Below are 16,289 nucleotides of genomic sequence, written 5' to 3' on the forward strand. Positions count from 1 at the left end.
TTTTGTGCCGCCCGGCCGGTTCCGGCAGTCAGCGCATGATTGCGAGCGAACCGATCGGATCCCACGGAGCAAGCTCGGCAGGTTCCCTCTCCAATGCCGCTTTTTGATCCTCGCTGAGATATTTTTTATCCACGACCACCTGACAAACATATTCCCGAAACCAATCGCTGCTCATCACAAAAAAGCCCTTTTCCCCAACGTCTTTTCCCCAGCTGTTTTCCACCTTCCATTTCGTGGCGCCGCTCTCCGTAAGATTGACTCCAAGCAGCATCATGGCGTGCGTCAGGTAGCTCTGGCCGTAATCGAGCATGTCGGCCTTCGACATCCCAAGCTCCGTATTCAGAACATCCTCATAGCGATATAGGGAGGTATCCATAATGCCCAGGTCCCCGTCGGACATTTTTCCCACGTCCGAGCCGAACCAGACCGGGTCCCCGTCGCGGATCTGGCGGCAGGCCATCCGCTCCAGTTCCGACGCCTCCAGATTCAGATAGACAACGGGCCTGCCTTCGACCACATTTCCAAGATACTGAACCGAATAGGTGCGGCCGAACGGCTTATCCTCCGTCGGGGCATTGATCACGCTCACATAATCGTCCAGGAACGCTCCGAAATATTTTTTGTAGAACTGAAGCGGGGTCAGACCGCGGTCGCGATGGAATCTGTTCTCCTTATCGCGGTATTCGAAATCAAAGGTCCGCGGCGGTTCCCCGAGAAAGCAGCACAGAAGGCCATAGAATTCCCTCAGCATATCCATTTTTTCAGCCCTGAGCCGGTCCTCTCTTTTTCCTGCTTCCGCCATTCTGCGAAGCATGATTCCGTCGCGACGCAGCTTCTTGCACAAGATGCCGTTCATCCGGGAAGAATTGCTGCTTGGGGATGTCTCCGGCATGGCGTATTGGGGAAGGACCCCGTATTTTTTGATCACGGAAACCAGCATATCCCACTGGCCGCCGTCTCCCAGCAGATGATCAAAGAGCCACATGACGATACGGCTGCCCTTGCCTTCGTTCGCGGTTTCTATTACGCTCTCGAGAAAATAGTTGGCCTTTTCGAGTTTATCCCAGAACATGATATAGGTCTGGGACAGCTCAAAATCTGGAGTTTTAAAATGGAGCGTCTTGTTCAGCCGGTAACGAAGGACGTTCATTCCCGCAAAGATCCAGCATCTTCCGCTTTTTTTCTGATTCGTAATCTCCATAGGCTCGATTTCATCCGAGAACAGCCGGGACATGCGCACAGACGCCTCACGGCTGAAAGCCGTGCCGGCAATCCCGTTTTTCATGACGCTGTCCGAAATATTTTTCAACGGCCCGGTTCGATAGCACTGTGAAGACTCTTGGAGCACATCTTCCGTAATCGCAAAATCTTTCCGCATTATCTCCATCTTCCTTCTGAAATTTTCAATGGGCGGCTCATCTCTTTCGATATTCTTCCTTTCATCTCCCTCTTACCGGTCACGCCGTTCTTTCGTTAACCTATAGCAAAGCTTAACACCGCTGTAAAAAGCTGTCAACGGAATGGCACGCCCATTGCTTTCCCTTCAGCCCGGCACTAAATTATGACAAGAGCCGCCCAAGCACCCTCCTTCCTCTTTGCAGCTGAGGCTTTCAGGGTATTTGAGCGGCTCTTTATTTCTGTCTGTGCGGTTGAAAATGCCGGTCCGGCGCGGTTCTTCGGTATTTGCCCTCCGTTGTTGGCTGCGGTGCGCGCCGCGCTGCGGGCCGGGCCGCCGTTTCCAAAACCGCTGTAAATAATTTGCGGAACCATCACCCTCAATTAAAGGAGGCCGCGCCGAAGCACTTTGCGGCATGTCATTTGTTTAATGGGTAAAGGTCAGGCCGGCCGCCGATCAATCCCGGCGGTTTTTGCATTCTCCTCAGTTCTCAGCTTGAACACACCTACGCTGTCCCTCAGCAGATTCGCCTGGCCCGAGAACTCCTCACTCGCCGAAGCACATTCCTCCGACGCAGCCGCGTTGCTCTGCACGACCTGGGAAACCTGCTGGATTCCCTGCCTGACCTGCCCCAGCGCCTCCGCCTGATCGTTAGACTCCGTGGCGATACTGCCGATCAGTTCCGTGATCTTCGTCACTCCCGCCATGATCTTGTGGAGCGCTTCGGCGGTTTCGCCCGCCATTTTCGTCCCTGCCGCAACCTTTTGGGCTGAGTCCTCAATGAGTTCGGTAGTCTCCTTCGCCGCTTCCGCCGATTTGGCGGCAAGATTTCTGACTTCTTCGGCGACAACCGCGAATCCTTTTCCGTACTGGCCCGCTCTGGCCGCTTCCACCGCCGCGTTCAGCGCCAGTATATTCGTCTGAAAAGCAATATCGTTGATCGACTTGACGATTTTGCCGATGTTATCCGAAGAAACGCCGATCTCGTTCATGGCGCGAATCATTTCCGACATCCGGGTGCCGCCGTCTTCCGCATCCTTTTCAATTTTCAGCGCCAGTCCATTGGTTTCCCTCGCGTTCTTTGCGTTCTGGGCAGTCTGAGAGGCAATCTCCTCAAGGGACGCCGTCAGCTCTTCCACGGAGCCGGCCTGTTCGGTGGCTCCCTGCGCGATCGACGTGCTGGAGTCGGACACAAGCTTCGAGCCGGAGTTCACCTGGCTCGAAGAGGACACGACGGAAATCACCAGATCGTTCAGGTCTTTTATAAGCCGGGAAAGCGCTTTGCCAAGAACGTCAAACTCAGACCGGACCGCGATGGATACCGTCAGATCTCCGCCTGCAATCGCCTGCACCTTGTTTGCCTGCTCCACGGTGCTTGCCACCACTCTGTTAAACGACAAGGCAAGGGTCCCGACCTCATCTTTCCTCTGCTTCAGGAGCATATCCTTTTCCTCGGCGACTTTGTTCACATCGATGTCTCCGACCGCGAGCATCTCCGCGAATCTCCCCAGTTTGGCAAGAGGCTTGCTGATCAGCCCGGATATGTAAGATCTTAAAAACAATCCCAAGGCGAAGGATGCGACGATCACCGCAATCATGATAAAGATCGTTCTCCACCCCGACGCCCTGTCGTCGGCCAGTTGCTGCGACGCAACGGACATATCGTATTTTACCATGGAATCGAACGCTTCTTCCGTGTTCTCAACTTGTTTGCCCGAGTTTTGAATCAGCGCCAGAATATCTGTATTCGGCTTCCCGGATTCTGCGTCCTGAACGATTGCTTTAACGGCGTTTTTATAGCTGCCATACGCAGTTTTTGCCTTATTGTAATTGTCCTGGTCCCGACTGTCCGAAACGGTTTTATTGTAATTGTCTAACTGCGCATCAACAGAGTCCAGCTCCGCCGAAATTTTATCGCAATACGTTTCTTTATCCGTATTATAATAGATATACAAATCCCTGACCGCTGCCCCGGTGCTCAAAAAATCGGCTTGCGCCTGCGCGGAATATACAATGCCTAAAGTACATTGGTTATAGGTTTCTTCCCGGTCATTGTTCATTTTGATCAAGCTGGTTATACCCAGAATCCCAATGATCAACGCCAGGCACAGAATAGAGAGAAACCCAACCGTCAATTTACTGGAAATTTTGAGATTTTCAAACCACTTCTTCATTTTTTTACCCCCGAATAATTTGTTCATTTCCTGCAAAAATAGATTCTGCAAAGTTTTTGGTGTGTCAGTCATCGTTAAAAGCCATGAATAGGCTACGGGCGAATTTGCTGCGTCAATGGAATATCACCGCAGTTTATTTGAAACTGTGACAACCCGGAACAAGCCGCGTGGTGACCGTGCCTTTCAGACGGAGGCGACCAGATCTTTGACGGCGAATAGTGACAGTTCCATATGTGTGATATACATTTGGTTGAACTTTTCAATCGCCACTTTTTTCTGTTCCATCAGGGAATGCGCGTAGATGTTCAGGGTGATGGAAACATTCGAATGCCCCAGCAATTCGCTGAGAGTCTTGATATCGACGCCCAGCTCCAGCGCCCGCGTGGCGAACGAATGCCTGATGGCGTGAAATTTGCGGTAAGGCACCCCGGAATCCGCCAGTATCCGCTGATAAAACCTTTGATAGGTGCGTGGATCCATGGGAGCCGCCGAATCCGAAAAAATATAATTATCCTCTTTCTCGCATTTCCACTGATCGAACAATCTGAGCAGAAAATCGGGCAGGGGAATTTTTCTGACGGATTTTTGGCTTTTGGGAGTGCCGACAAGCAGCACTGTTTTATTTGTTCCAGGCTCAAAATTTTTTGTGCGGGAAACCGTGCGCACAATGGACATGGTCCCCGCCTCAAAATCCAAATCGCTCCATCTTAAAGCGCACAATTCTCCCAGCCGTATTCCGGTATAAAAGCACAACAATATGCCCAAAGCCCGTTTATCGTCAGACTGAAAGATTGTATTCTCAACCAGCCGCTGTTCCCTGACGGAAAAAACTTGTACGGACCCATTTTCAATCTTTGGCAGTTTAATCATCCGAAGGACGGAAGAAAGATCCGTGGAGTCCCTAAGAATTTCTCTCAGAGCGGTTTTAAAAACAGACAGGATCTTCTTCCGGTATGAAGCGGAAATCTTCTGATTCCCATCGATTGAATTTACAAACAGAGAGACGGACGAAGCCGTGATTCCTCCACTTTCTACTTCTTTGAAAAAGGGAATGACATATTTATGCACGCAGCGATAATAGTTCTCATAGGTAGACGGTTTTACCTTGTTGAGGACATTGTTTTTCAGCCAAAGCTCAAATAATTCCGACGGCTCTTCTTGCTTGGAATGTTTACAGAGGCACCGGAGATCCTGGTCTTTCTTTTTCTTTTCCTTCACTTCTTTATAGCTTCTTGCGTAGACAGACCGGTATTTTCCGTCCGGCATTAGAATGCGTCCTTCCCAGCGTCCATCTTTTCGTTTATAAATATTTTCACCTCTGCGCGGCATTTTCATTTGCTCCTCTCAAAATGTGACGTCGATCTTGACGGCGAATCAATCATAACGGCCCGGGTTTGTGCCTGCCATGATAAAAGAAAAGAGTATTTCCGCCGCATTCGGCTGTTTACCAACGCCAGGCGTCAAATTAAATTATGACTACAACTAATATTCGGTCAAAAGGCGCCGATATATAGTATAAATCCGGGTCACAGTTTCAAATAAACTGCGGTGATTATTCCATTGGAAAATGCCGCTTTGGGGCTGCCGCCGAGATGAAAGGGCAGCAAATATTTTTCGTAAGACAGAGGACCCGAATCAATTGGAGCTTAAAGCAGGACGGCAGGAAGATTTTCTTCCTGCCGTCCTGCTTTTCCCGATTTTCACCGTGTTCCCCCTAAATAGATCCGTCCTCCAGCGGTTTTATAAAAAATTATTGAAAAAAGGCGAAATGGAGCGCGATTGGAAAATAGCGGCCTTTTTTGTTTGGAAAATGTTTGGAACCCCATAGTATAATGGCTGCAAGATTATTTTGGAGGAATGTACGGTTGGATGCTTTAAGCCAAAAACAGGAGAGCAGGTTCCTTCACCTTGTAAAAAGGATCTGGGACGGCCCCATGGGAGATTTTACAGAGGAGGAATGGATGGAATCGGAACTGGCGGACATTCCGCATAAGGAGTGGCTCGACACTGCCGGGAAAGTTGCGGCGGAATTGACGGAACCGGCAGTCATACGAAAGCCTGCCGAGAAAAAAGATCCTGTCCCCGACGGCAGGGAACCCGCTAAAAGTCAAAAAAATGTCACCGTGATTGCCTCGGATACCGTCGTTTTCGGCGATATCCGTTCGGAAGGCGATATTGACATCCTCGGAACAGTCCATGGAGCAGTCATTTCCTCCGGAACTGTAAAAATCGGAGGGAAACAATACGGCGATGTGCAGGGACTATCCATTTATGCGGGATCCTGTACCATTCGGGGAAACCTGACGGCTTCCGAAGAAGTCTCCGCCGACACAAAAACCGTGATTGTAGGATCTGTGAAATGCAAAAATCTAAGGCTGGGTGGAAAGCTGAGAGGAAATATCGACGTCTCGGAAAACGTAAACTGCGGATGCAACGCCGTCGTAATCGGAGACATCACTTCAAAAACCATCACATTAGAGACCGGTGCGAAGCTGTCCGGCAAGCTGAAGATCGCGGACGGAAGCATGGAGCAATTCGGTGTGAAGGACGAGGCGGAAACAGTCTCTCTTTCGTCCGGCACATGAACGCAAAAGAATAAGAAGGGCTCCGGGGCCTCGATTGACTGCACCCCGAAAAGCCGCCGTATGATACGGCGGCTTTTCTTTTTGGGGTCAGGTCCGGGCGGCGGCAACGGCAGTAAAAATTCAGAAACGCGGCAAAATCAGGGAGAAACCGTATTTGGGCGCGCAGATTATCGATAAATGTGTTAATATGTACTTAGTTATATTCCCGCCGCCGATGCGGCCGCTTCCCTGACTTCTTCAGAATTTTCCGTTTCGGAGAAAAGCCGTGTGCCAACATGAAAAATCCAGTCATGCAGTCCAAACTTCAGTTTCCACGCTCCGGCAAAAAAATGATCCCAAGAAGCCGCCTGCTGGATCAGACCTGCCATTTTTCCGACAAAAAAATCACCTGCGTCGTGGCGCCCGCGGGATATGGAAAAACCACATTTGCCATGCAATTCGCAAAGCGTGCGTCAATTCCCTGCATGTGGTATCATTTGGACCGTACGGATAATGATCCCGTACAGTTTTACCAATACCTGACCGCAGGGCTTGAAAAGGTGATTCCCGGTGCCGATCTTGAATCGCCGGTCATGGATGACGAGGAAATCAGCCCGGAGAACCGAAGAGAATTTTTGCTGAATTCCGCCGTTTGTGAATTAGAAAAAAAGTCTTCCGACGGTCTGCTGCTGGTCTTCGATGATTTTCATCTGATTTCAGAACCCGAAATCCTGCGGTTTCTGGAGCGCTTAATCACCTGTCTGCCGCCCTTTGTACATGCGGTGCTGGCCTGCCGGTATCTGCCGGACATCAATCTGCTTCGGCTCAGAGCCTCCGGTCTGGTACAGGAGGTAGGCCAACGGGACCTTGCTTTCAGCCGTCAGGAAATCAATGCGCTTTTCGATATGAACGATATTTCTCCGGCTTCCGGGGGCGCCATGGAAAGGCTCCGGAACACGATGGACGGTTGGCCGCTCGGTCTGGCCGTGCTCAAATTCTACCGGAACTTCGGAGACCTGAAGGAAGAGGCGGTTTCGGAAAAAAGTCAAAAAGAACTGTTTCATTATTTTCTGAACGATCTGATGAATGATCTCCCCGGAGAACTGCGGTCTTTTCTGATCCGGACATCCGTCCTTGAGGAACTGACACCGAAAGCCTGCGATTTTTTGCTGGATTCCGGCCACAGCGCCGGGTTCCTCTCCCGGCTGGAACAGATCAATCTGTTCATGACGGCAAGCGGAGGCGGCGGGGAACTGTCTTTCAGGCTGCATCCCCTCTTTCGCGAATTTTTGCTCACCCAGCTTTCCGACGGGAAATCTTCCGCCTACGAGCGGGCCGGCCGGTTTTACGAAAGCCGGGACTTTTTCGAGCAGGCCATTCCCTGCTACTTTTCGGCCGGTCTCGACGGTCTCGCAGCGAAATGCATTGAGAAAAGCGCGCTGTTCCTTTTATCACAGGGAAAAGTTTCAACGGTCGAGCATTGGATGCGGCATCTTGGGGAGAAAGGATTCCCCGACACTCCCGGATTGATATTGGCAAGAGGGGCTCTTTTTTCCTATAAAGGAAATTTTGTGGCGGCCGAACCTTGGATCGACAGGGCCATGAAACTTTACTGTGGTGGAAAAAATCCAGCCGCAATGTATTGGCTGACAATCCACAAGGCGCGCATCCTCCGCTACCGGTCGTCATTCCAGGAAAGCCTGAATCTGCTGGATTCCCTTTCGATGGATTCGAAAGAAATCCCCTTTGAATACCGCATGGAGGCGGCCGGAGAAATCATCTACAGCCTATGGCTGAGCGGGAATGTGGTGCGGGCCATCGAAACGGCGGAACGGGCGATCGCCGAAGCGAAGAGCCACGGCAAGGAATCGGGCGCAAGAACGGTAAACCGCCTTCTGGCCTATATGGCTGTGCTATACTACAACCAGGGGGAGTATACGAACGCGCTTCTGTATTACCAAAGCGCGCTGAAGGCGAACGGCTGGAATTACGACGCCCTGGAATTCCATTCCGTCAACCTGTTCGCCGCCTGGATCGAAAGGGAACGCGGCGACCCGGAAAAAGCGATTTCCATGATGAAGGAATCCGTCGGGCGAAAAAAGCGCCTCGGGTTCACGGAAGACCTTCACCTGCTGTATTACAACATGTCGCTTGCGAGCCACGACCTGCACGACGAGCTGGCCGCCCGGCTCTATATGGACCTCGCGCTGCAGAGCTTCCGCGATTCCGGCGGCAGTCTGGAGCATTACACGGAGATGATGGAGGCAATCCGGTATACCATCTTTTCCGACTCCTTTATGGATTTTGACACGGCGGAGAAAATGCTGGACTCCTGTGTGCAAAAGCTGACCCGGAAAAAGGACTCCCTTCTTCTTTATTCTTCCTTTCATTTCGCCGTGGCCTATCTGCGGATCGGCCGCAGGGAAAAGGCCAAAAGCTACCTGGAACTGCCGCTCAAGATGAGCCGGCAGACCGGCCTGAAACAATTTGTCGCCCTGCTTTCCGGCCTGATGGCCAATATTCTGATCAGCGAAGGAGAGGAAGCCGCCGCGCTCCCCTTCGCATCCGTCAGTATCCGGTATTCCGCGGCGGAGCAGTACGTTCAGACCTATCTGACCTTCCCTGAAATGCGCCCGTGCCTGAGGCTGGCGATCGAAAATGAAATCGAGCCGGATTTCTGTCACCGGCTGATTCTGCGCCTGGGCCCACAGGCGGAACCCCAGCTGATTGAACTTCTTAAGAGTCCAAAGGAACCTATCAGGCTGAAAGCAGCCGAATGGCTGATTCAGCAGGGCGGTCCCGTCAGCCTTCTGGAGATCCTTTTTTACGACTCCTCCGAAGCGGTGCGGGAGAAAGCGTTTGCCTTTCTCCGTTCCGGAGCTATCCCCGACCATCTGCGAAGACCGATGTACGTGCGCTGCATGGGACCTTTTGAGGCTTTTTCCGCCGAAGACTGGGAAAGGCCTCTGAAATGGCGCACCGCCAAGGCTAAAGAGCTGTTTTCATACCTGATCCATTGGAAGGGACGTCCCGTCCCTACGGAACGCATCCTGGGGGATCTTTGGCCGGACGCATCTCCTGAGAAAGGACGCGACCTGTTCCATACCAATCTGACGTATATCAAAAGCATCCTGAAACGCTGCGGACTGGAGGATTCACTGAACAAAACCCAGCCAGGGTATTGGCTGGATCCTTCGCGAATTGTCTGCGACAGCTGGCTTTTGGAAAGCGGGGAACTGCTTTACTGCAGGGGAAAATCCAACGGCCTGTATCTGGAAGACGTCTATTCCGACTGGCCAGCCGAAAAACGCTCCGGGCTGGAGGCCCGGTTCTCCGACCCTGTTTAGAAATCAGGACCTCCCCGACGGGGTACTTGTTATACCCGTCCGAATATTGTAAAATAGACTAGATTCCGTTATTAAATAATCAAACAGGTGATTTTTTGTATCGCGCTTGTATTTTTGATCTTGACGGCACTTTGGCGAACACCCTGTACTCCATCGCGCACTTTTCCAATCAGGCGCTGAAACAGTGCGGATATCCGATCATTCCGGAGGAAGATTACCGCAGAATCGTCGGCGACGGGGCGGACATGCAGATCCGCCGGATGCTGACCGCCGTTTCCGGCGGCCGTGCGTTTACGGAGCGGGAAGCCGAGGTGCTGAAAGGTGTTTACAGCTCGCTTTATGAAAGCGACCCGACGTATTTAATCCGCGAATATCCTGGCATGAGAGAAACGCTGGCAGAGCTGAAAACAGCCGGCATCGCGACGGCGATTCTTTCCAATAAGCCCGACGCGTGGACAAAGGCGATTATCTCTTCTCTGTTTCCCAGGGGGACTTTCGGCCTTTGTTTCGGCCAGCAGCCCGGCATTCCCCGCAAACCGTCGCCGGAGGGCGCGCTGAGGATCGCGGGAAAATTCGGGCTGCCGCCAAAGGAGATCCTTTATATCGGAGACACGAATACGGATATGAAAACCGGGAGCAACGCCGGCATGGACACGGCGGGAGCCCTCTGGGGATTCCGGGACCGCAGGGAGCTGGAAGAAAACGGCGCTGTCTATCTGCTGAAAACGCCGATAGAGATTCTGCCGGTGATGAACTGCAAGAGGTGAATTATGAAACGGATCTTCCGTTTTTTCCGGACAAATTTCCGGCTGGGGCTGCGCGTTGTCAAAACGGGCATTGCAGTGACATTCTGTATCGCGATTTCCAATCTTCTGCACCTGAACCAGCCGTTTATCGCCGTGATCGCTACGGTGATCTCCATGGGGAAATCCATCGACCTTTCCGTAAAAACCGGAAAGAACAAAATGGCCGGAGTTGTGATCGGCTCCGCCGTGGGGACCGCGTTCGCCGCCATCCTGCCGGGAAATGCCGGGCTATGCGGAATCGGCGTGATTCTCTCGCTGTATCTGTGCCATTTATTTCACCTTGAAAGCGCGGGAGTTCTGTCCAGCTTTTCCTTCGCCGCAGTGATGTTCGGCGCGGCCCAGAGCGCCCCCTGGAAATACGCCCTCCCCTGCATGGGAGCCGCGCTGCTCGGCATCGCCGTCGCGGTTGTGGTCAACCTGACCGTCATGCCGCCGAATTACGCCGTGGAAATCAAAAAAGCATACGCGGAATTGATCGGAAGAACCGCGGCGGCCATCGAAGACGCCTCCGCGAGGAGGACGGTCAGCACCAAACCGGTCGCCGAAGAAATCGAAACACTGTCGCGCACGCTGTGGCTGTATATCTCGGAGGCAAAAATCCTGCGCTGGAACGACGATGAGGTGTTCCGCATTTCCTCCAGCATCTCGCTGTACCGGATGGTCCTGGACGAGCTGAAGGCCGTCGAGGTCATGGAACTGACGGAGGACGGCGCGCCGAACGAGGAAATTCTGACGGTCTACCGCTATCACATGAAAAGGATGCGGGAGCTTTTCGAACGCGCGAAGAACTCATAACGCCCCGGCCTTGTTTTTCGTTCCGCCGGCATCCCGAATCGTCGGCCTTCTGAACCGCCGCCGGGCGCCTTTTAAAAAAGCAGCCTGGAAGCGTTGTACGCTTCCAGGCTGCTCGGTTTATTAAAGGTTTCTTGCATAGCCGTCAGGTTTAGAACGCGACGTCCTCGCCATAATACGCACAGGTGAGAACCTTCAGCATCTCTTCCACCCCCGTCGCCCTCGGATTGGAGCCCGTGCAGGGGTCCTTCACCGCATTTTCGGCGATGGTCTGCGCATGGGCTTTGAAATCCTCCTCGCTCACGCCGTTTTCGCGGTAGGTCGGCTGAATGCTGAGCTTTTTGTTGAGCGCGCGGACGGCCTCGACCAGAGAATCCGTGAGCTGCTTATCCGTCGCTCCCGGCAGACAGAGCATCTTTGCGATCTGGGCATAGCGCTCCATGCAGACTCTGGAGTTGTACTGGATGACGAACGGCAGCAGGATCGCGTTGCAGCAGCCGTGCGGGATGTGGAATACCGCGCCGGTTTTGTGCGCGATGCTGTGCGCGATGCCGAGCATCGCGTTGGAGAACGCCATGCCGGCCAGGCACTGCGCGACGTGCATCTTGCCGCGCGCCTCTTTGTCGCCGTTGTAGGAGTCGAGAAGGCTGTCAAAAACATCGGAAATTGCCTTGAGCGCCAGAGCGTCCGAGAAATCGGAGCGGGCGGAAGCGACGTACGCTTCAATGGCATGGGTCAGCGCGTCCATTCCTGTGTGCGCGGTCAGGGTCTTCGGCATGGCCTGCGGAATATCGGTATCCAGCACCGCGATATCCGGCGTGATCTCAAAATCGGCCAGAGGATACTTGATGTTGGTCGAGTAGTCCGTGATGACGGAAAACGCCGTGACCTCGGACGCCGTCCCGCTGGTGGAGGGGATTCCGACAAAGATGGCTTTCTTCCTCAGCTTCGGCATGGTGAACGGATCTTTGATATCATCGAACGTTTTATCCGGATATTCGTAGAACACCCACATGGCCTTTGCGGCGTCCATCGGGGAGCCTCCGCCGATCGCGACGATCACATCCGGCTCAAATTCGCGCATGGCTTTCGCGCCGTCGAACACGCGTTCAATGGAAGGATCCGGCTCGACGCCCTCGTAAATCCTGGTTTCCAGTCCCGCTCCCTTCAGCACGTCCTCCAGCTTCTGCAGGAACCCTGTTTTCCTCATGGAATGACCGCCGGTCACGATAAATGCCTTTTTGTAGCCCTTCAGATTTTTCAGCTCTTCAATCGCTCCGGATCCGAAATAAATATCACGCGGTAAAGTGAATCTCGCCATGGCAATTCCTCCTTGATGCTTTGTTTGTTATTTATTAAACAATCTATCCTTATCTTACCATACTGCTCCGGCAGTTTCAAGCACTCGAAAAATTATTTTTTCTTGTCGATCAGCCGCAGCAGCGCCTCCGGATCGCCGACCGGTGGAAAACAGGCATGCCCGGTGCAGACATAGGCGCGCGGTTTTCCTGTTTCACGTTCCGCGCCAAAATCTCCGCGGTTGACGCGGACGGTCAGGAACGGCCGGTATCCGTCGCGAAGCACGGCGAGCATCGGATCCAGTTCGCCCTCTTCCCTCGCTGTCAGCGCAACGTCCGTCCCTCCGCCGCTCAGGTACAGGACCGCACAGGCCGCGGTCGGGCAAGCGGCCGGAATCCGGGTAAATTCAATCGGAAACGCTTCCAGCGTGCGGACCGCGCGTTCTTCCAGCTCCGGTTTTTCCGCAAGGCGGGAAAGACGGACCATCTGCCACGCTTGGACGGCGTTGGCGGACGGCAGAGAGGAATCCGCGATTTCCTTGCTCCGCGCAGGCGACCGGGCGGCCCTGTTCTCCGAAAGGAAAAAGCCCCCGTTCTCCCTGTCCTCAAACCGGTCGGCAAACACCCGTTCCAGGCGCAGAGCGTGATGCAGCCATTCGCCCTCTTGGCCTGCCTCATACAGTTCGATCAATCCCCAGAGAAGGAAAGCGTAATCGTCGGCGAATCCCGGAACCTCCGACGGGCCGTTTCGGTAAACGGAAATCAGGGAACCGTCCTGTTCCATCATGTTTTTCAGAACAAAATCCGCCGCTTTGCGCGCCTGCCGCAGATACTTTTCCTCCCCGAACGCTCGGGCGGCGACGGAGAGCGCTGCAATGGCGAGCCCGGTGCGGGAGGCGAGAATCTTGTCGTCCAAAAAGGGTGGGACTCGGCGGTTCCGGTATGCCAATACCCTGCGGCGGCAGGAATCGGCAAATTCGCGGCGCCCTTCCGGGATTTCCCCCTGGAGCAGGTTCGGGACGTTTTTCCCTTCAAAGTTTCCCTGCTCGGTAATCCCGTACAGGCGGCAGAATTCCTCCGCGTCCGGTCCGAGCACCGAACGGAGCTCCGCCGGTGTAAAGGCATAGTACTTGCCCTCTTCCCCTTCGGAATCCGCGTCCTCCGCCGTGTAAAATCCGCCGTTTTCCGCCTGCATCCGACCCGTGAGGTAGGAGAGAATCTCTTCCGCCGCGCGCCGGTATTCTTCCTTCCCGGTGGCCTGCCAGCACTCGGTATATGCCATGCTGAGAAGAGCGTTATCCGACAGCATCTTTTCAAAATGGGGAATCAGCCATAGATCGTCCGTCGAATAGCGGCAGAAGCCGAAGCCGATCTGGTCGCAGATGCCTCCCAGCCGCATCCGGGTCAGGGTCGTTTCGCACATTTGCAGAGCCCCCCGATCCCCGGACGCGGCATACCAGCGCAGCAGGAACAGCAGGTTCTGCGGGCTCGGGAATTTCGGGGCACTGGAAAAGCCCCCGTTCTTTTCGTCAAAGCTCTGTTGCAGAGAGTGAAAGACACGCTCGGGCAGAAGGCTGTCCACCGGAGCCGGGGTCTGGGCGCGCGGCGCGGTTTCCAGCCGTACCCGCCCGACAAAATCCGCGATTCCAGCGCGGTCGGTTTTCCACAGGGCACTCACTTTTTTCAGCAGGGTCAGGAATCCGGCCATTCCCGGCCGGTCGTATTTTGGGAAATAGGTGCCGGCGAAGAACGGCCCGCCCTCGGGATCGAGAAAAACGCTGAGCGGCCATCCCCCCGACCCGGTCATCCGCTGGCAAACTTCCATATAATAGCCGTCGACGTCCGGCCGCTCCTCCCGGTCGACCTTGACGCTGAGAAAGCCGCGGTTCAGTGCCGCCGCCACCTCTTCATCCTCAAAGCACTCCCGTTCCATCACATGGCACCAGTGGCAGGTGGAGTAGCCGATCGAGAGGAACACCGGCTTATCCTCTGCTTTCGCGCGCTCGAACGCCTCCTCTCCCCACGGATACCAGTCGACCGGGTTATATGCATGCTGAAGCAGGTAGGGAGATTTTTCATAAATCAGCCTGTTGGCCGCCTTCTTTGTTTCCATTGTTCCACCCCTCTTTAATACGCTGATAGTATGATCATTCCGCATTCAAACCATACGAATCGGGATGGACCGGGAGATTTATCTTTTTTTACGTATAAGAAAATAAAAAACCACCGGTTCTCCCTGGGAGGAAAACCGATGGCCTGAAAAATCAGCATACTAAGGTGCAAAACAGGAATGGAAAATCAGATCAGATGGTTGTACGGAAGCGCCCAGCAGAACAGCAGGAACAGAGAAGTAGCGATGCCCACCACGACCAGCAGACGGCCGTAGGTCCTGTCCCGCTTGTAGTCCGCAGGATTCCGCTCCGCTTCCGGAACCACCATCAGCTTCTCACGATAACCGATTTCAGTATCCGTGGCAGGATGCCTCCACGAGCCGATCACCGCGAAAAGCAGGCTCAGATAAAGCCCAATGAAGAAAGGGTCCAGAAAATTGACAAAGAAAGAATTAAACGGGGGGATTCCAAGGCCAACCAGGCATTTGGGGAAGATAAATCCGAGAAAGCCGGCAATCATGGACCAGCGCGCGCCGGCGGCCGACAATTTTTTGCTTACGATGCCGCCGACGGCCGGCACGGCCCACGAAGCCGCGATGATCGTGGAAGCGAACCATGAAATGATGCGAATGGAACTCAAATCAAGGAAGGACAAAATAAGAGAAACAATGCCGAAGATCAGCATCACAAGACGGCTCACTTCCAGCTGCCGCTTCTCGTCTTTGAATCTGACGTGCACGATGTCAGACGTAATGGAAAACCCGATGACGGAAAGGAACGTGGAAGCCGAGGATAATCCTGCCGCCATGATCCCGGAGAGCATAAACGTTCCCGCCAGCTTTGGCATGACGTTGAACGAGGCCCAGATCAGCACCCGCTGCGCATCCTTCATCCCCGGATTCAGATTGATCACGGAGACGGAGACCAGGTTCAGATAAAGCAGAAACACAACTGTGCAAACGGCGGCGATCGCGCCGGAACGGAAAATAACATGCTCTGTTTTGGCCATCATGTTCCGGCCCGCCTGCCATGGCGATACGCCCACCGTGATGAACCAGATGATGCCCATTGTGACGGAATACAGGATGGAGCCGAGAACGGTGTCCGCGCCGGTTCCGGCGATATTGCCATGGTAATCCAGCAGACCCTTCGGCGTCGCCGGGTTATTCATCAGATTTGTCAAAAGGCTTCCGATGCCTCCCTGAGCGTTGAACACATAAACACCGCCGATGATCGTGGCAAACAGAAAAACCATGGACATCATGGTATCCGTCAGGATGACGCCCTTCGAGCCCGAATAAAACGTAAAACCGGTAAAACATCCCCACGCAAGAATCAGGCAGAGCCATTTCGGCAGACCGAGCAGCTCCTGCATCAGGATCCCGACACCGGAGATGCAGGCCAGCAGGTACGCCGTCAGCGAGATCACCGTCGTAATGCCTGCCACACGGCGGATTTTCGGGTCGTTGTAGCGGGTTCCAAAGTATTCAGGCATCGTCTCACACTCGGAACGGCGCAGATAGCGGCCGAAGAACAGAGGACCAAAGATGTATCCACAGGCGCAGATGCTGTTCAGGAGCACCAGCGAAGTGATGTTGCCGTTATAGCACCAGGCCTGATCTCCCATGAAGCCGTTGACAGACAGCATGGAAGCAAACAGAGTGCCCGCAATCAGAATTGTCGGCGCGTTGCGGCTGCTGACGTAATAGTCGTCAAGATTCTTAACGCTTCGGCCGGCCCAGATGCCTACAATCAGATAAGCAGCCAGACAGGCCATAACGCCTATTAAATAAATATTCAT

General features: G+C 53.7%; 11 protein-coding genes. 5 read left to right on the top strand and 6 right to left on the bottom strand.

Annotation, left to right across the window (positions count from 1 at the left end; translation table 11 throughout):
• Nucleotides 1-28 precede the first annotated feature (28 nt).
• The 3 genes from VA597_RS15120 to VA597_RS15130 form a co-directional block, all read right to left on the bottom strand.
• The gene (locus VA597_RS15120) at nt 29-1,387 is read right to left on the bottom strand and encodes an aminopeptidase C (RefSeq protein ID WP_326974824.1); all 1,359 of its coding nucleotides are present in this window, start codon (nt 1,385-1,387) and stop codon (nt 29-31) included.
• A gap of 449 nt (nt 1,388-1,836) precedes the next feature.
• Nucleotides 1,837-3,570, bottom strand: coding sequence for a methyl-accepting chemotaxis protein (locus VA597_RS15125; RefSeq protein WP_326974825.1), 1,734 nt, complete (start codon nt 3,568-3,570; stop codon nt 1,837-1,839).
• Between the two features lie 183 nt (nt 3,571-3,753).
• Nucleotides 3,754-4,836: a tyrosine-type recombinase/integrase gene (locus VA597_RS15130; RefSeq protein WP_326974826.1), complete on the bottom strand. Its 1,083-nt coding sequence runs from the start codon at nt 4,834-4,836 to the stop codon at nt 3,754-3,756.
• Nucleotides 4,837-5,137: 301 nt separating this feature from the next.
• On the opposite strand from VA597_RS15130, the gene VA597_RS15135 reads away from it, so the two are divergent.
• The 5 genes from VA597_RS15135 to VA597_RS15155 all read left to right on the top strand — a co-directional run bounded on the left by VA597_RS15135 (nt 5,138) and on the right by VA597_RS15155 (nt 11,082).
• Nucleotides 5,138-5,398: a hypothetical protein gene (locus VA597_RS15135; protein ID WP_326974827.1), complete on the top strand. Its 261-nt coding sequence runs from the start codon at nt 5,138-5,140 to the stop codon at nt 5,396-5,398.
• A 37-nt stretch (nt 5,399-5,435) separates the two neighbouring features.
• Entirely contained in the window at nt 5,436-6,155 is a 720-nt protein-coding gene (locus VA597_RS15140; RefSeq protein WP_164919090.1) for a bactofilin family protein, read from the top strand.
• 275 nt (nt 6,156-6,430) lie between these two features.
• The gene (locus VA597_RS15145; RefSeq protein ID WP_128743758.1) at nt 6,431-9,481 is read left to right on the top strand and encodes a hypothetical protein; all 3,051 of its coding nucleotides are present in this window, start codon (nt 6,431-6,433) and stop codon (nt 9,479-9,481) included.
• A gap of 95 nt (nt 9,482-9,576) precedes the next feature.
• On the top strand, nt 9,577-10,248 hold the full coding sequence (locus VA597_RS15150; protein WP_128743759.1) for an HAD family hydrolase: 672 nt from the start codon (nt 9,577-9,579) through the stop codon (nt 10,246-10,248).
• Between the two features lie 3 nt (nt 10,249-10,251).
• Nucleotides 10,252-11,082 carry an FUSC family protein gene (locus VA597_RS15155; RefSeq protein ID WP_128743760.1) on the top strand — a complete coding sequence of 277 codons (831 nt, stop codon included), beginning with the start codon at nt 10,252-10,254 and terminating at the stop codon, nt 11,080-11,082.
• 148 nt (nt 11,083-11,230) lie between these two features.
• On the opposite strand, the gene VA597_RS15160 is transcribed toward VA597_RS15155, so the two are convergent.
• From VA597_RS15160 to VA597_RS15170, 3 genes are all read right to left on the bottom strand, one after another.
• On the bottom strand, nt 11,231-12,400 hold the full coding sequence (locus VA597_RS15160; RefSeq protein ID WP_128743761.1) for an iron-containing alcohol dehydrogenase: 1,170 nt from the start codon (nt 12,398-12,400) through the stop codon (nt 11,231-11,233).
• Nucleotides 12,401-12,492: 92 nt separating this feature from the next.
• Nucleotides 12,493-14,490 (bottom strand): thioredoxin domain-containing protein, encoded by a 1,998-nt coding sequence (locus VA597_RS15165; RefSeq protein ID WP_326974828.1) that lies wholly within the window; start codon nt 14,488-14,490, stop codon nt 12,493-12,495.
• A gap of 185 nt (nt 14,491-14,675) precedes the next feature.
• Complete coding sequence (locus VA597_RS15170; protein WP_326974829.1) at nt 14,676-16,289, bottom strand: sodium:solute symporter family protein; 1,614 nt, start codon at nt 16,287-16,289, stop codon at nt 14,676-14,678.

Origin of the sequence: Caproicibacter sp. BJN0012 (assembly GCF_035986805.1) — a bacterium.
Taxonomy (GTDB): Bacteria; Bacillota; Clostridia; order Oscillospirales; family Acutalibacteraceae; genus Caproicibacter.

Coding starts and splice junctions, on each gene's coding strand:
- VA597_RS15145 (WP_128743758.1), top strand. CDS start 6,431: ATGAAAAATCCAGTCATGCAGTCCAAACTTCAGTTTCCACGCTCCGGC.
- VA597_RS15170 (WP_326974829.1), bottom strand. CDS start 16,289: ATGAATATTTATTTAATAGGCGTTATGGCCTGTCTGGCTGCTTATCTG.
- VA597_RS15130 (WP_326974826.1), bottom strand. CDS start 4,836: ATGCCGGACGGAAAATACCGGTCTGTCTACGCAAGAAGCTATAAAGAA.
- VA597_RS15120 (WP_326974824.1), bottom strand. CDS start 1,387: ATGGAGATAATGCGGAAAGATTTTGCGATTACGGAAGATGTGCTCCAA.
- VA597_RS15125 (WP_326974825.1), bottom strand. CDS start 3,570: ATGAAGAAGTGGTTTGAAAATCTCAAAATTTCCAGTAAATTGACGGTT.
- VA597_RS15160 (WP_128743761.1), bottom strand. CDS start 12,400: ATGGCGAGATTCACTTTACCGCGTGATATTTATTTCGGATCCGGAGCG.
- VA597_RS15135 (WP_326974827.1), top strand. CDS start 5,138: ATGCCGCTTTGGGGCTGCCGCCGAGATGAAAGGGCAGCAAATATTTTT.
- VA597_RS15155 (WP_128743760.1), top strand. CDS start 10,252: ATGAAACGGATCTTCCGTTTTTTCCGGACAAATTTCCGGCTGGGGCTG.
- VA597_RS15165 (WP_326974828.1), bottom strand. CDS start 14,490: ATGGAAACAAAGAAGGCGGCCAACAGGCTGATTTATGAAAAATCTCCC.